Source organism: Lentzea nigeriaca (assembly GCF_016907955.1).
Lineage (GTDB): Bacteria > Actinomycetota > Actinomycetes > Mycobacteriales > Pseudonocardiaceae > Lentzea > Lentzea nigeriaca.
Window position 1 is genome coordinate 307182 of sequence record NZ_JAFBCX010000006.1, and the last position, 22228, is coordinate 329409.

Below are 22228 nucleotides of genomic sequence, written 5' to 3' on the forward strand. Positions count from 1 at the left end.
TTCGCCCTCCGCGCGTGTTCCACAAACGTTTTCATGAGCCCACCGCCGCCGCACCAGGCCGTTTCCCGATCGACGCCAGCTTCACCTTCCACAGCCCGCAGGACGACAACCCGGTGACGAGGCAGTACTCCACCGAGGCGCTGGTTCCCGGCGCGGCACCGCGGGGCGACCTCTTCGTCAGCGACCTGAACTGGTTGCGCAGCACCAACGGCCACGGCCCGGTCGAGATCGACACCACCAACGGCGAGGCCAAACAGGGTGACGGCGGCCCGATCACCATCCGCGGCAAGGTTTTCCCGAAGGGCCTCGGCACGCACGCTCCCGCGCAGATCGAGTACTACACGGTCTACGACAGCGGATCGGTGAACGGCACCGACGCCGCGAAGTCGTTGGAAGCCAAGGTGTCCGGCGCGACCGTCGTGCGGCTGATCGTGCGTGACGGCGGCAACGGCAAGTCGTACGACCACGCCGACTGGGGCGACGTGCGGATCACCTGTCAGTGACGCTCCTGGTAGCGCTCCAACGCCGCGATCATGAGTTCGAGGCCGAACTCGAACTCGTGGTCGTGGTCGTAGGTGCCCAGCTCGTCCAGCACCTCGGCGGACAGCGGAAACGCCGACGCGTCAACACCTTCGTACGGCGACAGCGCGATCCCGCCGAGCTCCGGCGACGTCGCGACCTCCCTCATCAACGTTCCCAGCAGGTAGGACACCATCGCCCGCATCATCCCGACGGCGATCTTGCCCCGGAAGCCCGCCCTGTCGAAGTTCATCAGCGCGGCCTCGATGGTCCTGAACCCGGCCTCGGTGCTCAGCCGCCGCGTCGCCAACATGACGAACGCGCGGGGATGCTGCTGCGCCAACGCCCGCACGGCCTTCGCGTGCGCCCTGATGTGGTCGCGCCAGTCGTCGCTGTCGACGTGGTACGGCCTGGCCTCCGCCATGATCCGCTCGGCGGCGAGGTCCACCAGCATCGCCTTGTTCGGCACGTGGTTGTACAGCGACATCGTGCCCGCGCCCAGTTCGGCGGCGAGTCGCCTCATCGAGACGGCCTCCACGCCCTCACGTTCGATCAACCGCACCGCCGCATCCACGATGCGGGCGCGGGTCAACGGTTCACGTGTGGAGGCCACTGGCGGAGACCATACGACGTGGAGTAGCTTCCGTGCGACGTACGGCGTACGTAGGAGGGTCGGCCGGCATGACCGAATCCAAGGCGCTCAGAGCGCTGCGCGAGGCGATCGTCCTGGAGCACATGGAAAGCAAGAACGACTTCGACTTCGACACCTCTCTGAACACGTTCCCCCACCCTCGGTACGAGATCATGGCGTCCGGCCAGGTGCTCGTCGGTGTGGACGAGGTTCGCGCGTACTGGCTGCGCACCCGCGAGGCATTTCCCGACCAGCGCAACAAGGTCATCGAGATCCACCACGCCGACGACGCGGTGGTCGTCGAGTTCGAGCTGCAGGGCACCCACCTCGGCAGCCTCACCGGCGAGGCGGTCACCGGCCGGTCCTTCAAGGTCAGGATGGCCGCTTTCTTCCTGTTCGACAAGGACGTGCTGGTCTGCGAGCGGGTGTACGGCGACAGCGCGACCGTGATGAGCCAGCTCGGCATGCTGGACCTCCCCGAGGCGTTCTAACAGTGTCTTTCTAAACGGCAGACTCGCACTTCACCGACGACCTGCCCGCCACCCAGCACCGGCACGGACAGGTGCTCCTTCGCAGGAGACACGTCGTACCCCAGCGCCGCCAGCGCCGTGAGCCCGATCGCCGTGGTGGCACGGGGATTCCCGTCGAGCACCTTCACCGCGACGGCGTGCCCCGCGTCCGTGGCCAGCACCAGAACGCCCTCGGCGCCGCCTTTCGCCACCACCCCGGGTAACAGCTGCATGATCACCGTGTTCACGTGACCGGTTCCGCCGACGTACTCGGGGTGCTCGCGCATCGCCTGAGCGACCGGTGTGCGCACCAGTCCCCGCATCGCGCGTGCCAAGCCGTGCAACGACAACCCGTACACCGGCGCACCACATCCGTCGACCGCCGTGTGCGCGACGGTCTCGCCGGAAAGTTGCTCCACCGTCCGCAACACCAGTTGCTGCAACGGATGCGTTGGCTCCAGATAGGTCTGCCTGGGCCACCGCGCCGCCACGCACGTCGCGAGCATCGCCGCGTGCTTGCCGGAGCAGTTCATCCGCACCCGAGACGGTTCGGTCAGCCGTTGCCTCGTCTGTTCGTCCTCCGGCCACGACTGCGGGCAGCGCAGCAACCCCACCGGCAGCCCGCCGAGCAGCTGCATCACCAGCTCGGCGTGCCGGTTCTCGCCCGTGTGCGACCCGGCGGCGATCGCCAGCGCGGGCCCCTCGAGCGGCGCTCCAGCAGACAGGCAGGCCAGCGCCTGGAACGGCTTCATGCACGACCGCGGCAGCACCGGATCCTCCACGGCACCAACGGAAACGCCGACCGCGCCGGACGGCAGCAGCCCGACGACGCTGCCGTGGTGCAGGCTCTCCACGAAGCCGGATCGCGTTACCTCAGCGAGCAATGCGGGCACGACGAGCCTCCAGGCGGTGGGCCAACCGCGACAGCGCCAGGTTGACCACCAGGTAGACGAATGCGACGACGATGAAGGTCTGGATGAGCAGACCGTTGTAGTTCGCGAGCACCCGGCCGTTGAACAGCAACTCCGTGTAGGACACGACATATCCCAGCGAGGTGTCCTTCAACAGGCTGACAGCTTGGGTGACCAGCAACGGCGTCATGTGCCGAACGGCCTGTGGCAGCACGACGAACCGCGTCACCGCGCCGTCCGGCATGCCCAGCGACAGTCCGGCCTCGCGCTGACCGGGTTCGACGGCGTCCACGCCCGCTCGGAAGATCACCGCGTAGGAAGCCGCGTGCGACAACGCCAGTGGCACCACGAGCTTCCAGAACAGCGGCAGGTTCACACCGAACGACGGCAGCACGAACAGCATCACGTACACCAGCAGCAGTACCGGAACCGTGCGCATGACCCCGGCGTACGCGCGGGTGAACCGGTTGGGCCGCAACGCGAGCAGCAAGCCACCCGCCATCGCCAGCACCCCCGTCGCGAACGCCGCCACCACCGTCGACCACAGGCCTCCCAGCAGATAACGCCACACGGGCCAGGTCAGATACGGCCGCCATCGAACCGGGTCCAGCTGCCCACCGGCCGCGAACTGCCGCAGCCCCAACGCGACCAGCCCCGTGAGCACGAGCGCCGACACCACCGAGACCCAGAAGACACGGCGGCGGAGCCGGGGTCCTGGAGCGTCGAACATCAGGCCGGCCGCCGTTCCAGCACGCGCGCCGCGAACCCGATTCCCGCGGCCATCACCAGATAACAGAGTCCGGCGCCGGTGAAGACCAGCAACGGCTGGGCCAGCTCCAGGTTGATCCGTTGCGCCGCACGGGTCATGTCCACGACACCGACGACACCGGCCAGTGCCGTCGCCATCGTCAACGCGATCGCGATGTTCGCCAACGGCTGTACGACCCGTCGCCCGGCCTGGGGCAGGATCACGTGCCGCAACGACTGCCGGAACGACAGCCCCAGCGCCCGCGCGGCCTCACCCTGCCCGGACGCCACAGCGTTCACGCCCGACCGCAGCGCCTCCGCCACGAAGGCGGCCTCGTACAGCGCGATCGCCGTGAACGCCGTCCAGAACAGCGGCATCCGCACGCCCACCTCTGGCAACCCGAACACGAACAGCACCAGCCAGGCGAGCAACGGGATGTTCCGCCACACCTCGACGTAGACCGCGCCGACGCCCCGCAGCAGCGGCACCGGCACGATCCTCAGCACCGCCACCGCGAGACCCACGACGAGGGCACCCGCGAACGACAGCAGGGTCAGCGCAACGGTGTTCAGAAAGCCTTCGAGGACCAGGCTCATGAGGCGATCGCGGGTGGCGACGGGGCGTCGCCGGTGACCACGGTGCCGATCGTCTGCTTCCAGACGTCCTGCCACAGCCCGGACTTGCCGATCTCGCGCAGCCAGTCTTCGACGAACTTCTGGAACTCCGCGTCGCCGTGCTTCAGGCCGATGCCGTACGGGTCCTCGGTGAACGGCTCGCCGACGAGCTGCAGCTCGCTGTCCTTCGACGCGTCGGCCACCAGGAGTGCCTGGTCCTGCACGTAGGCATCGCCGCGACCCTGTTTCAACGCGGTCAGGCACTCGGGATCGGAGCCGAACTCGACGATCTGGGCGGTGGGAGCGGCTTCCTTCACCGCTTTCACCCCAGGGGTGTTCGCGCCGACGATGACCGTCTTCCCGGCCAGATCAGCGGGTTTCGTGATGCCGGACGTGCCCTTGCGGACCGCGATCGACTGCCCCGACCGGTAGTACGGCCCGGCGAACGCCACGCGCTCCTGCCGGGCCGGCGTGATCGTGTAGGTCTGGATGATCACGTCGACCGTGCCGTTGGCCAGCAACGGTTCGCGGGTCTCCGACGTGGCGCTGAGCAGCTCGGTCTGCGGCCTGCCGACGATGTACCGCGCGAGGAGCTTGCCGAGGTAGGCGTCGAAGCCGGTGAGCTCGCCGCTGATCGGGTCGAGCTGCGACAGCAGCGGCGCGTCCTGGGAGCCGCCGATGATCAGCTTGCCGCGCTTCTTGATCCGGTCCACGGCCGAGCCGGGTTTCACCTGACCGGAGTAGACGGGTGCCTTGGCGAGCAGTGCGTCGATCTTGTTACCGCCCGGCGCCGCGTTCTCGCCGCCTGAGCATCCAGTCACCAAGAGCAACAGTGCAGCTACGAACAGTCTCCCCATGCCACGACGCTACTGATCGCGATCATCCGGGCACAAGACGCAACAAAGCCCCTTGTCCGATACCGGACAAGGGGCTCCGCCACAGCTTGCAGGCTGTTGGAGTCAGGCAGACTCAGACGGCGCGAACGCCCTGGGCCTGCGGGCCCTTCTGGCCCTGACCGATCTCGAACTCGACCCGCTGGTTCTCCTCGAGAGCCTTGTAGCCGTTCATCTGGATCTCGGAGTAGTGGACGAACACGTCGGCGCCACCGTTATCGGGGGAGATGAAGCCGAAGCCCTTCTCCGCGTTGAACCACTTGACGGTGCCCTGTACTGCCATCTTGCTACTTCTCCTCTAACAGGTGCCGGATCGCGCTCGCGACCACCGGGTCAAGCAGGAACGACGTCCTCTCCCGAAGCTGGAGAGACCGCACGAACACAACCCCGTTTTTCGTGACCGTGGGAACACGAACACGAAAACGTACGACCATGGACAGTCAACCACGGCGCCCCGCTCCCAGTCGAGCCATCGATCGCACCGCCGCCGCACTGCTATCGTGAGACCCCAAATGATCACGCGGAGGTACTCGTGCCCGAGCAGCCGACGATGTCGATCAAGGTCACGATCGCGCCGCAGGTCGCGGGTGGCCTCGAAGCGCTCGTCCGCGACGTCCTGAGCCGCGCCGCCAAGGAGAGGAAGAGCGCCCGGCCCGTCAGGAACAGGGCCCAGGGCACGGTGCACGGCACGGTGTTCCAGATCGGCAACGTGGAAGGCGACTTTCACCACCACGGGTAACCTATAGGGTCGTTGACCCAGGGGGCCGTGCTTGACCGGCAGCGAACGACTGCTCTTCTTCTTCATCGGACTGGTGACCACGTTCGTGTTCATCCGCATCAGCGTGCGGATGATCAGGGCGAAGGTCCGCTGGTGGCCGCGCAACATCGTGCACGGCGACACGCACGTGCATCACGTCGTGTTCGGCACCGTGCTGCTACTCCTGTCGAGCGTCACGGGCCTCGTCATCCCCGACGACCTGCACGGCGCCCGCCTGGCCGCCGCCGCAGGGCTCGGCGTGGGTGCTGCCCTGGTGCTGGACGAGTTCGCGCTGATCCTGCACCTGCGGGACGTGTACTGGACGAAGGCGGGCAGGCTGTCCGTGGACGCCGTGTTCCTCGCCATCGGCCTGACGGGCACGTTCCTGCTCGGCGCGCGCCCGCTCGGCTACGACGACGTGCTGCAGCTCAACCCGGACACGACACCGGCCGACACGTTCACGACCAGGCTGATCACCATCGGGGTCAACCTGTGCTTCGCGATCGTGGCGCTGCTGAAGGGCAAGATCTGGACCGGGTTGCTCGGCCTGCTCGTGCCGGTGGTGCCCGCCGTGGGTGCCGTGAGGCTCGCACGGCCCGGTTCACCGTGGGCGCGCTGGCGTTACCCGGAGGGCTCGCGCAAGCTCACGCGGGCGTATCGGCGCGAGGCGAGGATCCGGCAGCCGATCATCAAGGCGAAGATCGCCGTGCAGGAGTTCATCTCGGGACGTCACGACCTGCCTGATCAAGACAGGCCGTGACGGGGTCTGGCGCCGTGGCGCTACCCCCCGAGAATGTCCTGCTGCGCGCACACCTGAGCGAGGTCGCCGGCACACAGTTCCTGCGGCTTGACGACACCCTCTGTCACGAGCGTGCGCACGGTGCCCTTCTTGATCAGCGTCGCGCCGAGCAGCACTGACTTGATGTCGCGCCGCGCGACGGGATCCCGCAGGTTGCCGGTGGCGAGGTCATCGGCACCGTCCAGGTCTCCACGCGCGATCGCGATGGCCAGCCTGGCCGCGGCCTCCGCCTCGTCCCGCACCGGCTTGTAGACCGTGATGCACTGGTCACCGCGCAGCACGGCCCGCAGACCGTCCACAGTGGCGTCCTGCCCGGTGACCGGGACCTTGCCCGCCAGGTTCCTCTTCTTGAGCACACCGATGACCGCGCCGGCCAGGCCGTCGTTGGCCGCGACCACGCCGTCGACCTTGCCGCCGTTGTCGTTCAGGATCTGCTCGAACAGCTGGCCGCCGAGCTCGTTGTTCCAGTCGGCGACCGGCTGCGACTTCACGAGTCTCAGCGCGCCGCTGTCGTACTTCGACGACAGCCGCGACTTCTGACCCTGCGTGAAGAGCGTGGCGTTGTGGTCGGTCGGCGCGCCCTCGATCTCGATGATCTGGGCACCCGGCTTGTTGCCGAGGCACTCCACCAGGCCGTCGGCCTGGAGCTGGCCGACGTTCACGCTGTCGAAGCCGACGTGGTACTCGGCCTGACCACCGAGCGTCACGCGGTCGTAGTCGATGACCGGGATGCCCGCGGCTTTCGCCTTCTTCTGCACAGCGAGGCCACCCGCCGCCGACAACGGCGTGATCATCAAGACCTTCACCTTGCGACGGATCATCTCGTCGGCGATCTGCGCGAACTTCCCCTCGTCGCCCTCGGCGTTCTCCATGAACGGTTCGATGTCCGCGTAGTTGAACGCCTGGGTGAGCAATGGACGATCTTGTTCTTCCCAGCGCGTGGAAGTCGTTCGGTCGGGAAGGATTACCCCGACGATTGGTTTGGGTCCACGCGCGGGCAGCGTCGGAGCACCCTGACCTGCATCACCGCAGCCAGAGAGGAGAAAGAGCAGGCACGCCGACGATGCCATTACGCGTCTTCGCATAAACGCGGAGTTCATCGCTTGAAACTTGTTAAGTCAAGATTTCGCGGGCCCCCATCACCCTCCGCTTCCGATCGGCTACAGTTCGATTCCGTACGAAAGGCGCTGATGCGTGAGGAAATTTCGTGTCAGTGTGTCGGACTTGGGCGGCAATCGGGGGCCGCGCCGTGTTGTTGGATCCAGCCCTGACCGGGTGTGAGGAGACAGCTAGGTGAGAACGCGCAGAACCGTGATGGCGGTGGCGGCATCGGTGTCGCTGATCGCGGCGGGTACTTCGGCGGCGGGGGCAGCGCCGGCCTCGACCGCGGGCCAGCAGACCACCGAGTACACAGTCCTGCTGGAGGATCCCGGAAACCGCGACTTCGCGATCGACGCCGTGCACGCGGCGGGCGGCGAAGTGCTGCGGGACAACAGGGAGATCGGCCTGCTGACCGTGAAGGCGCCCGCGAACGGGTTCGTGGAGAAGGTGTCCGCGTCGAAGGAGATCGTCGGCGCCGCACGCACCAAGCCGATCGGTCACGCTCCCGCGGCGAAGGCCGAGAAGGTCAAGCGCGACAACGTAGAGAAGGAGAACAAGGCCGCACAGGCGAACAAGGCCCCCGCCGAGTCGAAGTCGACCGCAGGCATGGACCCGCTGGACGGCGACCTGTGGGGCCTTAACCTCGTCCGCTCCAACATCGCGCGCGCCAAGCAGGCGGGCGACAAGCGCGTGTACGTCGGCATTCTCGACACCGGTGTGGACGGTTCACACCCGGACATCGCGCCGAACTTCAACAACGAGCTGTCGCGCAACTTCACCGTCGACATCCCCAACGACGCCGACGGCGGCGAGTTCGACGGCCCCTGTGAGTTCCGCGGCTGCGTCGACCCGGCGAACTGGGACGACGGCGGCCACGGCACGCACGTCGCAGGCACCATCGGCGCCGCTGCCAACGGCTTCGGCATCTCCGGTGTCGCACCGAACGTGTCGCTCGTGAACATCCGCGGCGGCCAGGACTCCGGCTCGTTCTTCCTGCAGCCGGTCGTCGACGCCCTGACCTACGGCGCCGACATCGGCCTGGACGTCATCAACATGTCGTTCTACGTCGACCCCTGGTACATGAACTGCATCAACGACTCCACGGCCACGCCGGAGGAGCAGTTGGAGCAGCAGACGATCATCGCGTCCGTGCAGCGCGCCCTGAACTACGCGCACCGCAAGGGCGTCACGCTGATCGGCGCGGGCGGCAACAACCACGAGGACCTGGGCAAGCCGCGCACCGACACCATCAGCCCGAACTACCCGCCGGGCCACAACCGCCCGCGCCCGGTGGACAACGCCACCTGCCTCAACCTGCCGACCGAGGGCAACCACGTCATCTCGGTGTCCTCGCTGGGTCCGTTGACCGAGAAGGCCGACTACTCGAACTACGGCCTCGAGCAGACCGCGATCTCGGCTCCCGGTGGTTACTTCCGCAGCGGCCTCGGCACGCCGTGGTACCGCACCAACGAGAACATGATCCTGTCGACCTACCCGCGCAACGTCGCACTCGCCGAGGGCGCGATCGACGAGGCAGGCAACATCACCGAGAAGGGCCTCGCCGCGGGCGTGAAGAAGGCCGTGCAGGGCGACAAGGTCGGCTACTACCAGTTCCTGCAGGGCACCTCGATGGCCGCCCCGCACGCTTCCGGTGTCGCCGCGCTGATCGTCAGCCAGTACGGCAAGAAGGACAAGAACCGCCCCGGCCTCACCCTCGACCCCGACAAGGTCGAGAAGATCCTGTACAAGACGGCGATCCAGCGGGCCTGCCCGAACCCGCGCACCGTCTCGTACGTGAACGTGGGCCGGTCGCCGGAGTTCGACGCCACCTGCGAGGGTGACGCGAAGTTCAACGGCTTCTACGGACACGGCATCGTGGACGCCTACGGTGCTGTGACCCGCGGCGGCCAGTTCCTGTAATTCCGCTTGCACCGCAAAGGCTCCCGGCTCCGGCCGGGAGCCTTTGTCGTGCGGGGCTTGTCGCGCAACCGCTCTCACGCTACGGTGCCCCACACAAGTCGCCGCCGATCCCTCATCGGAACGGAGCGACATGAAGACGTTTACACGGCTGGCCGCAGCGGTTCTGTGCGCGGCGGCCCTCGTCACGCCGGGCACCGCACAGGCCTCGGACCTGACCGACCCGGAGCTCAAGGACATCGCCATGCAGCTGGTGTCCAGCGCGGAAAACTCCTCTTTGGACTGGCGCGCCCAGTTCGGCTACATCGAGGACATCAACGACGACCGCGGCTACACCGCGGGCATCATTGGCTTCTGCAGCGGCACCGGCGACATGCTCGACCTGGTCCGCCTCTACCGCGACTGGAAGCCGGGCAACGTCCTCGAGAAGTACCTGCCGGCCCTGGAAAGCGTGAACGGCACCCCGTCCCACGAAGGCCTGGACCCGACGTTCCCAGGCGACTGGCACACCGCTGCCACCGACAGCACCTTCCGGGACGCCCAGGAACACGAACGCGACCGCGTGTACTTCACCCCGGCGGTCAGCCGCGCCAGGCAGGACGGCGTCCAGGCCCTGGGCCAGTTCATCTACTACGACGCGATCGTCATGCACGGCGACAGCGGAGGTGACCTGGGCTTCTCCAGCATCCGCCAGCGCGCCCTCGACACCGGCGCCCGCCCGCCGGCGGAGGGCGGCGACGAAACCACGTGGCTGCACGCGTTCCTGGACGCACGTGTCTGGGCGATGAAGCAGGAGCCCGCCCACGAGGACACCAGCCGCGTCGACACGGCGCAGCGCCGCTTCCTCAACGAGGGCAAGCTCAACCTCGAACGCCCGCTGCAGTGGCACGTCTACGGCGAGCCGTACGAGATCCGATGACCCAAACGTGCCCATTGTCCGTTTCGCGAATTAGTAAAGACACTTGCCAATAAAGGTATGGACCCCTTACCGTTGCTCTCACGCCGCCCGGGACCCCACCATCCCTGCCCCGGAGGAACCTCGTGAAGATTTCAGGTCGCCTCGCGGCCGCGCTGCTGGCGTGCGCCGCGCTCATCACCACCACCGCACCGACCGCCTCTGCGGCCAACCTCGACGAACCGCGCCTCAAGGACATCGCGATGCAGATCGTGTCCAGCGCGGAGAACTCCTCTTTGGACTGGCGCGCCCAGTTCGGCTACATCGAGGACATCAAGGACGGCCGCGGGTACACCGCGGGCATCATCGGGTTCTGCAGTGGCACCGGTGACATGCTCGACCTGGTCGAGCTGTACAAGACCCGCAAGCCGGGCAACGTGCTGGAGAAGTACCTTCCCGCACTGCGCAAGGTGAACGGGACGGCCTCGCACTCCGGCCTGGATCCCAACTACACCAAGGACTGGAAGACCGCGGCCAAGGACTCCGTGTTCAAGGCGGCACAGGAGTCCGAGCGCGACCGGGTGTACTTCAACCCGGCCGTGAAGCAGGGCAAGGCCGACGGCGTGCGCGCCCTGGGCCAGTTCGCCTACTACGACGCGATCGTCGTGCACGGTGACGGTGGCGACAAGACCAGCTTCAGCAACATCCGCAAGCGCGCGCTCGGCAAGGCGAAGCCGCCGTCACAGGGCGGCGACGAGCGCACCTGGCTCAACGCCTTCATGGACGCCCGCGTGTGGGCCATGAAGCAGGAAGCGGCCCACGAGGACGTCTCCCGCATCGAGACCGCGCAGCGCGTGTTCCTCAAGGCAGGCAACTTCGACCTGAAGACGCCGCTGAAGTGGAAGGTCTACGGCGACAGCTATACGATCAACTAATCCTGTTTTGCGATGAAGGGAACCTTCCTCCACCCTCCACGTGAGGTGGGGGAAGGTTCCCTTCATCGTTCACCAGAACCGGTTACAGCTGCGTCCAGTCGAGCACGGGGGCCGCGAAGTCGCGGATCGACGCCAGCAGGCCCAGCCGCGCGGCCTTCACCTTCTCGTCCTCGGCCATCACCAGCACCTCGTCGAAGAACGTGTTGATCGGTGCGGTGAGGCCTTCGGCGGCAGCGACGAACGCCGCCAGGCCCGTGACCTCACGCGAGACGCCATCGAACGCCTTGTGCAGCGCCACTTCCGCGGGCTCCGACAGCACCGAGGCGTCGTAGGAGGCGGCGACGTCGGCAGGCACGATCCGGCGCACGCGCTGCAAAGCCGCAACGAGTGCGTCGAAGGACTCGTTGCCCGCCAAAGACTCCAGCTGCGTCAGCGTCTCGTCGGCCAGCACCGGCGAGTCGGCCAGCGGTAGCACCGCCTGCACGAACCGGTGCTCGTGGCCGGCGTCGAGCAGCGCCTGCTCGTAGCGCCGCACCGCGAACTCCCTGGCCGTCTCCAGCGCCTCCGCGGACACCGACAACCCTTCGGCGGCAAGCGAAAGCGCCTTCGACAGCGTGATCTCGCGCAGGCCGGGGAACGCCCGCAGCACCGACACCGCACCCAGGGCCGCGCGCCGCAGACCGAACGGGTCCGACGAACCGGTCGGCTGGGCACCGATGCCGAACAGACCCGCCAGGAGGTCGAAGCGGTCCGCCAGCGACAGCAGCGCACCCGGCACCGACGACGGCAGCGCGTCACCGGCCGAACGCGGGAGTTCCATCTCCCACAACGCCAGAGCGACCTCCGGGGTCTCCCCCGCCCGTGCCGCGTACTCGCGCGCCATCACACCGGCGAGCGACGACAGCTCGATCACCATCTGCGAGCCGAGGTCGAACTTGGCCAGCGCGCCCGCGCGGTCGAGCGTCTCGCGGTCGACGTCGACGACCGTGGCGAACCGGGAAGCCAGCGCGGCGATCCTGGACGCTCGGTCGGCCATCGAGCCCAGCTTGTCCGCGAACGTCAGCTTCGCGAGGCCCGACTTCATCTCCTCCAGCGGCGTCTTGAGGTCGGCCCGCCAGAAGAACGCCGCGTCCTCGTACCGCGCCCGCAGGACGGCCTCGTTGCCCGCCCGCACCAGGTCGGCGTCGACGGACCCGTTCGCCACCGCCACGAAGTGCGGCAGCAGGGAACCGTCGGCGGAGCGGACGGGCAGGTAGCGCTGGTGCTTGCGCATGACCGTCGTGAGGATCTGGGCGGGCAGCTCCAGGTACCGCTCCTCGAACGAGCCGAGGATCGGCGTCGGCCACTCGACCAGGTTCGTCACCTCGTCCAGCAGCCCCTCGACCTCGACGACACCGCCGACCGACGCCGCGAGCTCCTGCGCGGCCTCCACGATCGAGGCGGCACGGACCGAGGCGTCTGCCTGAATGCCGTGCGACTGCAGGAACTCCAGATAACCGTCCGCAGTGGACACTTCCACCACGGGCAGGTCGGCCGTCCGGTGCACCCGAGTCACGGTCCCGGAAGCCAGCGACGACACCGCGACCGGCACCGGCGTGTTCCCCAGCAGCGCGAGCAGCCAGCGGATCGGCCGGGTGAACGACAGCTTCGGGTCGTTCCACTTCATGTTCTTCTCGGCCCGCAGGTCCGACACGACCTCGGCCAGCAGGCCGCTCAGCACCTCGACGGCACCGCGACCGGCGTCGGTCCTGGTCAGCGCGACGAACTCGACGCCGTTCTCCTCGACCCGCCCCAACGCCGACACCTCGACGCCCTGGCCGCGTGCGAAGCCCTGCACGGCCTTCGTCGGGTTGCCGTCGGCGTCGAACGCGGCGGAGACCCGCGGGCCGCGCACAGTGCGCTCGGCGTCCGGCTCGCGCGGCGCCACCGCGGGCACCAGCACGACGATCCGGCGCGGAGTGCCGTGCACGGTCACCTCGCCGTGCGTCAGCCTGGTCGCGCCGAGCTTCGCGGTGACCGCCTCGCGCACGGCGTCGATGGTCCGCAGCACCTCGGCGGGCGGCAGCTCCTCGGTGCCGATCTCGAACAGCAGGGTCGCCGGCGCGGAAACGTCCTCAAAGGACGAAGGCAGCGCGGCGGGAGCGAGAACCTCCGCCACACCAAGCGGGTGCCCGAGCTCCTCGCGCCGCTCGGCCCACAGCTGCGCGACCCCGCGCGCCAGCCCGCGCATCCGGCCGAACGCACGGGCGCGCTCGGTCGTCGAGATCGCGCCACGCGCGTCGAGCACGTTGAACAGGTGCGAGCACTTCAGCACGAAGCTGTGCGCCGGCACCGGCAGGCGCGCGTCGATCATGCGCTGCGCCTCGCCCGCGAACTCCTGGTAGAGCTTCTTGTTCCGCTCCACGTCCGCGTCGTCGAGGTAGTACCGCGACATCTCGTACTCGGCCTGGCCGAACGCCTCGCCGTAGGAGATTCCGGGCGCGTACGCGATCTTCTTGAAGTGGTCGACGCCCTGCAGCGCCATCATGATCCGCTCGATGCCGTAGGTGATCTCCACCGACACCGGGTCGAGCGTCATGCCGCCGGCCTGCTGGAAGTAGGTGAACTGGGTGATCTCCAGGCCGTCGAGCCAGACCTCCCAGCCCAGCCCCCACGCGCCCAGCGCGGGTGAGGCCCAGTTGTCCTCGACGAACCGGACGTCGTGCGCGCGCACGTCGATGCCCAGCGCCTCCAGCGAACCGAGGTAGAGCTCCTGAGGGTCGCCCGGATCCGGCTTGAGGATCACCTGGAACTGCGTGTGCGTCTGCAGCCGGTTCGGGTTCTCGCCGTAACGGGCGTCGTCGGGCCGCACCGAGGGCTCGACGTACGCGACGCGCCACGGCTCGGGACCCAGCACGCGCAGCACGGTGGCGGGGTTCAGCGTTCCCGCTCCGACCTCGGTGTTGAAGGGCTGCACCACGATGCAGCCACGATCGGTCCAGTACTTGGTCAGCGCGAGCAGCGCGTCCTGCATCGTCAACACGGGGTCGAGTCTACGAAACGGACAAAACCGCTGGTCAAGGGGCCTGAAACGGGTGGCGTTCGCCACTGTGTCACGCTGTGACCAACCGAGTGGGGCTCCCACGCGTCTACTTGGGGTACCCGGATGTGCTGAGAGGAGTGGGTGTGGACAACCGGCCGCCGCGGCCAGGAGAACCGAACGGGACTCCCAGGCGACCCTCCGCCACCCCGCGTCCCCAGGCGGGTCAGCCCCGCCGTCCCCAGGTGCCTCCGCGCAGCTCAGAGCCCCCGCGCAGGCAGCAGCCGAACCGCGCGGAGCCGCCACGGCGCGAGCCCCCGAAGGGCTCCGAGCCGCCGCGCAAGGAGCCGTCGCGCAAGGAGCCGCCCCGAAGGGAGCCTCCGCGCCGCGAGACGGCGAACCGGAGCGAGCCGCCCCGCCGCGCCCCCCAGCGCGCCGGTGCCTCCTCGTCGGCCTCGCGCCCGCGTCCGCTGGCCGACCGCCCGACGGTCCGCACCACACCGGCGAAGGCGAAGACCCCGGCTTCCCCCGCACCCCGGCCGCGGCCCAGGCCCGCCACCCGCAGGCCGAGCGCGGCGAAGCGTGGCGCGTCCACCGGCGCCAAGATCTTCGTCAGCATGATCTCCGCGACGATCCTGCTGGTCACGGGCATCGCGTGGCAGAACCTGAACTCGCTGACCCAGAACCTGACCAAGCAGGACCTCAACGTCGCCGACGCCGGGGAGAAGCCCGCCGACGGCGCGATCGACATCCTGCTCGTCGGCATGGACAGCCGCACCGACTCCAAGGGCAACCCGCTGCCGCAGAACATCCTCAACGAACTGCAGGCTGGCGGCAGCGACGACGGCGGTTTCAACACCGACACGCTGATCCTGGTGCACATCCCGAACGACAGCGGCAAGGCCTACGCGGTGTCGTTCCCCCGCGACTCCTACGTGAAGATCGCGGGCGGCTTCGGGCGTCACAAGATCAACTCTGCCTACGGTTACGCCAAGGGTCAAGCTGCCGAGAAGCTGCAGCGCAGCGGCAAGAGCCCGCAGGAAATCGAGATGGAGACCCGCAAGGCGGGCGCGAACAACCTGATCGAGACCATCCAGAACCTGACCGGCGTCACGATCGACCACTACGCCGAGGTCAACCTCGTCGGCTTCTACGACATCACCAAGGCCATCGGCGGCATCGACGTCTGCCTCAACAACAACGTCCGCGACAGCTTCTCCGGCGCGAACTTCAAGGCAGGGCCACAGACCATCGAGGGCAAGAACGCGCTGGCGTTCGTCCGGCAGCGCCACGGCCTGCCGATGGGCGACCTCGACCGCGTCGTGCGCCAGCAGGTCTTCATGGCGGGTCTGGCCAAGAAGATGCTCTCGGCGGGCGTGCTCACCGACAGCAAGAAGCGCAACGACATGATCAAGGCCGTCGGTGGCGCGATCGTGCTCGACGACGGCTGGGACATCACGAAGTTCGCCCTGCAGATGAAGGACATGACGGGCGGCAACATGACGTTCCAGACCATCCCGACGGGCAACCCGGATCTGAAGACCCCCGAGGACGGCTCCGCGGTCGAGGTCGACGAGTCCGAGGTCAAGACGTTCGTGAAGAACCTCGGCAAGGCCCCCGCGTCCTCGTCGGCGCCGGACCCGAAGTTCAACAACGCCTCCGTCACCGTCGACGTCCGCAACGCCTCCGGCGTCCCGGGCCTCGCGGGCCAGGTGCTGCAGTCGCTCGTCGCGAAGGGCTTCGTGGCGGGCCAGCCGGGCAACGCCGAGGCGATGTCGAAGTCGGTCGTCCGCTACGGCAAGGGCGGCGAGGACGGCGCCAACGCGGTCCAGAAGGCCCTCGGCGGCCTGAAGATCGAGGAGGACGTGAACGTGCCCGCCGGCCGGGTCCGCGTCTTCCTCGGCTCCGACTACTCGGGTCCGGGCGCGCAGGGCTTCACGGGCTCCGCGCTGCTCGACCTGGACGGTGCGCGGCAGCAGCCGGCCCCCGACCCGAACGCCCCCAAACCCATCACGGCAGACGGCGTGCGCTGCGTAAACTGATACCCAGAGTAGAGACGCATACCCCGTTCGGGCGATTCTGCGAGTAAGTTGCGTAATCACCGAAGAACTGGCGCCTTCCATCACCGTGAGACCCGCTCACGGGGTGGAGGGACCAGGTGCAAACCGCGAACGGCAAAATCGACACAGCGGCGTACCAGCGCGTGCTCGGTGATGAGATCCGCAGCCTTCGCAAGCAGCGCGGCTGGACCCGCAAGGAGCTGAACAGGCGCCTGCAGACCGAGATCTCGCTGCAGACGCTGGCCACGTACGAACTGGGCACGCGCCAGTGCTCGGTCGTGCGTCTGGTGGAGATCTGCCAAGCCCTCGACGTTCCGGCACACGAAGTCCTCGCTCGTGTGCACGAGCGCTTCTTCGGCGACACCCCCGCCGGGCACCTGACCCTGAACCTCACCGCGGTCGCCACCACCGACGACCCGCGCCTGGTTCCGTTGCGCAGGTGGGCCGCAGGACGCCTGCACGTGCTGCCGCCGGGTGCGTCCACGGAAGTGCACCTCGACCTGCCGGCGTTGGAGAACATGGCTCAGCTGTGCCAACTCCCGACCGTGGAGCTCGTGCGGACTCTGCGCACACTGGGCCTCTAGTTGTACCGAACCCCGTTCACACCAACGCAACGACCGCCCGGAAAGGTTCAACCACCACCGCCGGTAGCATCGCGAGGGTGAACGATTCCCCCGCCCGCCTCCCTCTGCGCACCGCGGCCGCAGTGAAACTGGGCAACCTGAGCTCCACGCTGTCCCAGAAGATGGGTCTCGGCGCAGGCGGCATGATCGGCGGCCGGGTGGCGCTGAAGCTCGACCCGCAGGCGCTGAACCGCTTGACGCAGGGCCGCAAGGTCGCCGTGGTGACAGGCACGAACGGCAAGACCACCAGCACGATGATGCTGGCCAGGGCCGTCTCCGCGCTCGGCGAGGTCGCCACGAACCACAGCGGCGCGAACATGCCCGACGGTCACGTGACGGCGCTGTCGAAGCAGCCGGACGCCCCGTACGCCGTGCTGGAGTGCGACGAGGGCTACTTCCCCGCCGTCGCCGGTGCGAGCAACCCGGCCGTCGCGATGATCCTGAACCTGTCGCGCGACCAGCTGGACCGCGTCGGCGAGGTGCGCACGATCGAGCGCTCGCTGCGCGACACCATCACCGCGCTCAAGGACTGCACGATCGTCGCCAACTGCGACGACGTGATGGTGACGAGCGCGGCCTGGAACGCGCAGAAGGTCATCTGGGTCGCCACCGGCACCGGCTGGCACCACGACTCGGCGAGCTGCCCGCGCTGCGGCAACCCGATCCAGTGGCAGGGCGAGCACTGGCACTGCACGGGCTGCGACCTCGCGCGCCCGCACCCGAACTGGATCACCGCCGACGAGGCGATGATCACCCCGGACCACCAGAAGATCGAGCTGCGCCTCACGCTGCCGGGCAAGTTCAACCAGGCCAACGCCGTCATGGCGTCGGCAGCCGCGCACGCGCTGGGCGTGTCCACCGACGAGGCGGTCCGCCGTCTGCGCGGCGTGTCCAACGTGAGCGGCCGCTACCGCACGATCCACCGCAACGGCCGCAGCGCGCGCCTGCTGCTCTCCAAGAACCCCGCGGGCTGGAGCGAGACCCTCACGGTCGTCAAGGAGGCCAACCACCCAGCCGTCCTGGTGATCAACGCCCAGGAGGCCGACGGCCGCGACCTGAGCTGGCTGTGGGACGTGCCGTTCGAGCGGCTGCAGGGCCGCACCGTCATCGCGTCCGGCGAGCGCGCGACCGACCTCGCCGTCCGCCTCACCTACGCCGAGGTCGAGCACACGATCGTGCCCGACCCGCTGAAGGCCATCGACCAGATGCCGCAGGGGGCGGTCGAGGTCATCGCCAACTACACCGCGTTCCGCGACTTGAATGCCAGGGCTGCCGCTGATGAGTGAGTCGACAATCCAGATCGCGCTCGTGCTGCCGGATCTCCTCGGCACCTACGGGGACTTCGGCAACGCCGTCGTGCTCGAGAAGCGCATGACGTGGCGCGGCATCTCCGCCGAGATCGTGCCGATCAACTACGGCCAGCCGGTGCCGGACTCGTGCGACATCTACGTCGTCGGCGGCGGTGAGGACACGGCCCAGACGCTCGCCGTGAAGCACCTGCGCGAGCACCCCGGCCTGCAGCGCGCCGTCACGAAGAACGCCGTGGTGCTGGGCGTCTGCGCCGGCATCCAGATCTTCGGTGAGAGCTTCACCCGTGCCGACAACGTCACCCACCCCGGCATGGGCCTGATCGACTCGACGTCGCACGCGGGCGGCAGCCGGGCGATCGGCGAGGTGCTCGCCGAGCCCGCGAACGGCCTGTTCGAAGGCGTGCTGACGGGTTTCGAGAACCACCAGGGCCGCACCGTGCTGGGCCCGTCCGCCCGTCCCCTCGCGCACGTCAAGGTCGGCACCGGCAACGACGGCAGCGTCGAGGGCGCGGTGCAGGGCCGGATCGTGTGCACCTACCTGCACGGACCGGTGCTGCCGCGCAACCCGCAGCTCGCCGACCTGCTGATCGAGTGGGCGACGGGCACGAAGGTCGCGCCGCTCGACCTCCCGGCCGTCTCCGCTATGCGTGCGGAGCGAGTTCGGGCAGCTTCCTGAGTTTCTCCGCGACACCCGGCCAGATCACGGCCATCACGTAGTCGGTCGCGAGCGCGGGTCCCACCGAGGGCCTGCGCTCGCACCACACCGCGAGCCGTTCACACGCGCCGACGACGATCTCGGCGAACGCCTCCGCCTCCAGCTGGTCGATCTCCGGCGCGAACGACACCAGCACGGATCCGATCATGTCCGTCTGCTGCTGCCTGATCCCCTCGACCTCCTCCTGCGCCGACGGTACGGCGATCGCCGCCTCCTGCCGCAGCAACGCCCAGGACCTCTGGTGGTCGACGATGAACTCGAAGAACGCCCTGAGCCCCAGCCTGAGGAACTCCTCCGGGCTCCCGGCGCCCGCGATGGCCGCCGCCGTCTTCTCGCGCAGCTCGGTGCGCGCGCGGTGGATGCAGCCGATGAGCAGGCCTTCCTTCGAGCCGAAGTACTCGTAGAGCATCGGCTTGGAGACGCCGACGCGTTCGGCGATCTCGTCCATCGACGTGGCCAGATACCCCTGTTCGGCGAAGATCTCCTCGGCGACGGTGAGCATCTGCGCCATGCGCTGGGCCTTGGGCATGCGGCGCCGGGGCGCAGGTGCGGTCACGACCGGAGTCTACCGCTCGTAACTTACTTCGAGTAACCTACTGCGAAGTAGGCAACGGCCAGCGGAGGGACGTCCCATGCATCGAGAGACGAAAGTGCTCGTCATCGGCACCGGCTTCTCCGGCCTCGGCATGGCCATCGAGCTGAAGCGGCGCGGCGAGCACGACTTCGTGGTCCTCGAGAAGGCGAGCGACCTCGGTGGCACCTGGCGCGACAACTCCTACCCCGGCTGCGCGTGCGACGTGCCGTCGCACATGTACTCGTTCTCGTTCGAGCTGAACCCGAAGTGGTCGCGAATGTTCGCCGAGCAGGGCGAGATCTGGGACTACCTGCGCCGCGTCGCCGACAAGTACCGGCTGCGGCCGCACATCCGCTTCGACACCAAGGTCTCCGGCGCACAGTGGGACGACGAGGCCAAGCGCTGGGAGGTCACGACCGAGCAGGGCGACACGTACACGGCTACCGCGCTCGTGGCCGGCGTCGGCGCGTTGCACATCCCGAACATCCCGGAGCTGCCGGGAATCGAGAACTTCAACGGCACGACGTTCCACTCGGCGCAGTGGGACCACGACTACGACCTGACCGGCAAGCGCGTCGCCGTCGTCGGCACCGGTGCGTCCGCGATCCAGTTCGTGCCGAAGATCGCTCCGCACGTCGGCTCGATGAAGATCTTCCAGCGCACGCCGCCGTGGATCATGCCCAAGGCGGACCGCGAGATCAACGGCTGGGAGCAGAAGCTGTTCCGCGCCTTGCCCTTCACGCAACGGCTCTACCGCGACTTCGTCTACTGGGTCCGCGAGTCGAGCGCGTTCGGGTTCGCGATCAACCCGCGGATCATGCGGTTCGCCCAGCGAATCGCGTTGCGGCACATGAAGAAGCAGGTGCCGGACGCGTCGTTGCGCCGCAAGCTGAAGCCCGACTACACGATGGGCTGCAAGCGGGTGCTGATCTCCAACGACTACTACCCCGCCCTGGGGTACCCGACCGTGGACCTGGTGACGGACCAGATCACCGAAGTGCGCGAGAAGTCCATCGTGGACAGTGCGGGCGTCGAGCACGAGGTCGACGTCATCATCTACGGCACCGGTTTCCACGTCACCGACTCGTTCGACTACCTGGACATCCAGGGCAAGGGCGGCGTCGACCTCGCGAAGCAGTGGCGTGAGAAGGGGATCGAGACCTACTACGGCATCACGGTCTCGGGCTTCCCCAACCTGTTCTTCCTGCTGGGCCCCAACACCGGACTCGGCCACAACTCGGTCGTGTTCATGATCGAGTCGCAGATCCGGTACGTCTCGCAGTGCCTCCAGCTCCTCGACAAACACCGCGCAGCGGAGCTGGACGTGCGACCGGAGGCCCAGCAGGAGTTCAACCGCGAGATCCAGGGCAAGCTCACCAAGGGCGTGTGGACCCAGGGTGGTTGCCAGAGCTGGTACCTCGACGCGCAGGGCGTGAACCGCACCGTGTGGCCGGGATTCACCTGGCGGTACTGGATGCGGACCAAGCGCGTGCGCGCCGAGGACTACGTGCTCACCGCTGCCAGGAAATCTACGGCTTCACGATGACCTTCAGGGCGGTCCGCTCGTCCATCGCCTGGTAGCCCTGGGCGACGTCGTCGAGTGAGACCGTCTTGTCGAACACGGGACCGGGGTCGATCCGCCCGGCGAGCACGTCGGCCAGCAGCTCCGGCAGGTACGCGCGCACCGGCGCGACACCGCCGCCGATGCTGATGTTGCGGCCGAACAGCTTGCCGAGCGGCAGCCCCGGCATCTCGTGCGGCACACCGACGTACCCGATCCTGCCGCCGTCGCGCACGATGCCCATCGCGGTCTCCCACGACTGCTCGGTGCCGACGCATTCGAGGACACTTGATGCCCCGAGCCCGCCGGTCATCTCCTTGATCCGCTCGACCGCGGCCTCACCGCGCTCGGCGACCTGGTCCGTGGCACCGAAGAGCTTGGCGATCTTCGCGCGGTCCTCGTGCCGTCCCATCGCGATGATCCGCTCGGCACCGAGCCGCTTGGCCGCGAGTACGCCGCACAGGCCGACCGCGCCGTCACCGACGACCGCGACGGTGCTGCCGGGCCCGACCCCCGCGCCGATGGCAGCGTGGTGACCGGTACCCATGACGTCGGACAGGCTCAGGAACGCGGGCAGCAGCTCCGGTGACGCGTCTGCGGGGACGCGCACGAGGGTGCCGTCGGCGAGCGGCACGCGCACGGCCTCACCCTGCCCGCCGTCGCTGCCCTTGCTGCCCCAGAAGCCACCCGAGCGGCACGAGGTCTGCAGCCCGGCCTGGCAGTACGCGCAGGTGCCGTCGCTCCACACGAACGGCGCGATCACGCGGTCGCCGACGTTGACGGACTTGACCTCGCTGCCGACCTCTTCGACGATGCCGAGGAACTCGTGCCCGATCCGCTGCCCGCTCTCGCGCTTGGCCACGCCGCGGTACGCCCACAGATCGCTGCCGCAGATGCACGCGAGCTCGACCCGCACGACGACGTCGGTCGCGTCCTTGACGGCCGCGTCCGGCACGTCCTCAACGCGGATGTCACGGGTGCCGTAGATCGTCGTAGCCCGCACGTGGCGCCTCCTCTGCCTCGTTGCCCAACCGTGACATCGTGCTCCTGCCGGGCCGTTCCCGCCGAATCGAGACGTTGTGGAGTTGGTTACGAGGCCGGGTCACGCCCGCCTGCCCCGGTAACGCCGCGGTCCGG

23 protein-coding genes are annotated in these 22228 nt (G+C 68.1%); 12 read left to right on the plus strand and 11 right to left on the minus strand.

What is annotated here, in order from left to right; all coding sequences use genetic code 11:
• Window positions 1–14 precede the first annotated feature (14 nt).
• The gene (locus JOD27_RS45135) at window positions 15–503 is read left to right on the plus strand and encodes an NPCBM/NEW2 domain-containing protein (RefSeq protein ID WP_204764280.1); all 489 of its coding nucleotides are present in this window, start codon (window positions 15–17) and stop codon (window positions 501–503) included.
• Here JOD27_RS45135 and JOD27_RS22765 read toward each other — a convergent pair.
• Entirely contained in the window at window positions 497–1132 is a 636-nt protein-coding gene (locus JOD27_RS22765) for a TetR/AcrR family transcriptional regulator C-terminal domain-containing protein (protein ID WP_204764281.1), read from the minus strand. The genes JOD27_RS45135 and JOD27_RS22765 overlap by 7 nt on opposite strands.
• Window positions 1133–1200: 68 nt before the next feature.
• On the opposite strand from JOD27_RS22765, the gene JOD27_RS22770 reads away from it, so the two are divergent.
• Complete coding sequence (locus JOD27_RS22770) at window positions 1201–1641, plus strand: ester cyclase (protein WP_204764282.1); 441 nt, start codon at window positions 1201–1203, stop codon at window positions 1639–1641.
• Here the strand turns inward: JOD27_RS22770 and JOD27_RS22775 are convergent.
• The 5 genes from JOD27_RS22775 to JOD27_RS22790 form a co-directional block, all read right to left on the minus strand.
• Window positions 1638–2552: an asparaginase gene (locus JOD27_RS22775; protein ID WP_307830271.1), complete on the minus strand. Its 915-nt coding sequence runs from the start codon at window positions 2550–2552 to the stop codon at window positions 1638–1640. The two genes, JOD27_RS22770 and JOD27_RS22775, sit on opposite strands and share 4 nt — an antisense overlap.
• Complete coding sequence (locus JOD27_RS45140) at window positions 2533–3300, minus strand: amino acid ABC transporter permease (RefSeq protein WP_239568265.1); 768 nt, start codon at window positions 3298–3300, stop codon at window positions 2533–2535. The genes JOD27_RS22775 and JOD27_RS45140 overlap by 20 nt, the downstream gene beginning before the upstream one ends.
• On the minus strand, window positions 3300–3914 hold the full coding sequence (locus tag JOD27_RS22780) for an amino acid ABC transporter permease (protein WP_204764284.1): 615 nt from the start codon (window positions 3912–3914) through the stop codon (window positions 3300–3302). Before JOD27_RS22780 ends, JOD27_RS45140 begins: the two co-directional genes overlap by 1 nt.
• Window positions 3911–4753 carry a glutamate ABC transporter substrate-binding protein gene (locus JOD27_RS22785; protein ID WP_307830272.1) on the minus strand — a complete coding sequence of 281 codons (843 nt, stop codon included), beginning with the start codon at window positions 4751–4753 and terminating at the stop codon, window positions 3911–3913. The genes JOD27_RS22780 and JOD27_RS22785 overlap by 4 nt, the downstream gene beginning before the upstream one ends.
• A 148-nt stretch (window positions 4754–4901) precedes the next feature.
• On the minus strand, window positions 4902–5108 hold the full coding sequence (locus tag JOD27_RS22790) for a cold-shock protein (RefSeq protein ID WP_030468404.1): 207 nt from the start codon (window positions 5106–5108) through the stop codon (window positions 4902–4904).
• 249 nt (window positions 5109–5357) lie between these two features.
• Between JOD27_RS22790 and JOD27_RS22795 the strand changes: the two genes are divergently transcribed.
• Both JOD27_RS22795 and JOD27_RS22800 read left to right on the plus strand, forming a co-directional pair.
• The gene (locus JOD27_RS22795; protein WP_204764286.1) at window positions 5358–5564 is read left to right on the plus strand and encodes a hypothetical protein; all 207 of its coding nucleotides are present in this window, start codon (window positions 5358–5360) and stop codon (window positions 5562–5564) included.
• 31 nt (window positions 5565–5595) lie between these two features.
• Complete coding sequence (locus JOD27_RS22800; RefSeq protein WP_204764287.1) at window positions 5596–6342, plus strand: hypothetical protein; 747 nt, start codon at window positions 5596–5598, stop codon at window positions 6340–6342.
• Between the two features lie 20 nt (window positions 6343–6362).
• Here the strand turns inward: JOD27_RS22800 and JOD27_RS22805 are convergent, their stop codons facing one another.
• The gene (locus JOD27_RS22805) at window positions 6363–7466 is read right to left on the minus strand and encodes a sugar ABC transporter substrate-binding protein (protein WP_204764288.1); all 1104 of its coding nucleotides are present in this window, start codon (window positions 7464–7466) and stop codon (window positions 6363–6365) included.
• 229 nt (window positions 7467–7695) lie between these two features.
• Between JOD27_RS22805 and JOD27_RS22810 the strand changes: the two genes are divergently transcribed.
• The 3 genes from JOD27_RS22810 to JOD27_RS22820 all read left to right on the plus strand — a co-directional run bounded on the left by JOD27_RS22810 (window position 7696) and on the right by JOD27_RS22820 (window position 11229).
• Window positions 7696–9402 (plus strand): S8 family peptidase, encoded by a 1707-nt coding sequence (locus tag JOD27_RS22810; protein ID WP_204764581.1) that lies wholly within the window; start codon window positions 7696–7698, stop codon window positions 9400–9402.
• 130 nt (window positions 9403–9532) lie between these two features.
• Entirely contained in the window at window positions 9533–10318 is a 786-nt protein-coding gene (locus tag JOD27_RS22815) for a chitosanase (protein ID WP_204764289.1), read from the plus strand.
• A 122-nt stretch (window positions 10319–10440) separates the two neighbouring features.
• Complete coding sequence (locus tag JOD27_RS22820) at window positions 10441–11229, plus strand: chitosanase (RefSeq protein WP_307830274.1); 789 nt, start codon at window positions 10441–10443, stop codon at window positions 11227–11229.
• A gap of 82 nt (window positions 11230–11311) precedes the next feature.
• On the opposite strand, the gene JOD27_RS22825 is transcribed toward JOD27_RS22820, so the two are convergent.
• Window positions 11312–14242, minus strand: coding sequence for a glycine--tRNA ligase (locus JOD27_RS22825; protein ID WP_239568509.1), 2931 nt, complete (start codon window positions 14240–14242; stop codon window positions 11312–11314).
• A gap of 232 nt (window positions 14243–14474) precedes the next feature.
• Window positions 14475–14894, minus strand: a complete 420-nt coding sequence (locus tag JOD27_RS22830; protein WP_204764291.1) for a hypothetical protein — start codon at window positions 14892–14894, stop codon at window positions 14475–14477.
• Between JOD27_RS22830 and JOD27_RS22835 the strand changes: the two genes are divergently transcribed.
• The 4 genes from JOD27_RS22835 (at window position 14866) to JOD27_RS22850 (ending at window position 18917) form a co-directional block, all read left to right on the plus strand.
• Window positions 14866–16290 (plus strand): LCP family protein, encoded by a 1425-nt coding sequence (locus tag JOD27_RS22835; protein WP_204764292.1) that lies wholly within the window; start codon window positions 14866–14868, stop codon window positions 16288–16290. The two genes, JOD27_RS22830 and JOD27_RS22835, sit on opposite strands and share 29 nt — an antisense overlap.
• A gap of 116 nt (window positions 16291–16406) precedes the next feature.
• Complete coding sequence (locus JOD27_RS22840) at window positions 16407–16892, plus strand: helix-turn-helix domain-containing protein (protein ID WP_307830275.1); 486 nt, start codon at window positions 16407–16409, stop codon at window positions 16890–16892.
• A gap of 77 nt (window positions 16893–16969) precedes the next feature.
• On the plus strand, window positions 16970–18217 hold the full coding sequence (locus JOD27_RS22845) for a MurT ligase domain-containing protein (protein WP_307830276.1): 1248 nt from the start codon (window positions 16970–16972) through the stop codon (window positions 18215–18217).
• Window positions 18210–18917, plus strand: coding sequence for a type 1 glutamine amidotransferase (locus tag JOD27_RS22850; protein WP_204764293.1), 708 nt, complete (start codon window positions 18210–18212; stop codon window positions 18915–18917). The genes JOD27_RS22845 and JOD27_RS22850 overlap by 8 nt, the downstream gene beginning before the upstream one ends.
• Here JOD27_RS22850 and JOD27_RS22855 read toward each other — a convergent pair.
• A complete protein-coding gene (locus tag JOD27_RS22855; protein WP_204764585.1) occupies window positions 18883–19467 on the minus strand; it encodes a TetR/AcrR family transcriptional regulator in 585 nt (194 codons plus the stop codon). The two genes, JOD27_RS22850 and JOD27_RS22855, sit on opposite strands and share 35 nt — an antisense overlap.
• A gap of 121 nt (window positions 19468–19588) precedes the next feature.
• Here JOD27_RS22855 and JOD27_RS22860 point away from each other — a divergent pair, with 121 nt between their 5' ends.
• The gene (locus JOD27_RS22860) at window positions 19589–21076 is read left to right on the plus strand and encodes a flavin-containing monooxygenase (RefSeq protein ID WP_204764294.1); all 1488 of its coding nucleotides are present in this window, start codon (window positions 19589–19591) and stop codon (window positions 21074–21076) included.
• Here the strand turns inward: JOD27_RS22860 and JOD27_RS22865 are convergent.
• The gene (locus JOD27_RS22865; RefSeq protein WP_204764295.1) at window positions 21060–22094 is read right to left on the minus strand and encodes a zinc-dependent alcohol dehydrogenase family protein; all 1035 of its coding nucleotides are present in this window, start codon (window positions 22092–22094) and stop codon (window positions 21060–21062) included. The genes JOD27_RS22860 and JOD27_RS22865 overlap by 17 nt on opposite strands.
• Window positions 22095–22228: the final 134 nt, after the last annotated feature.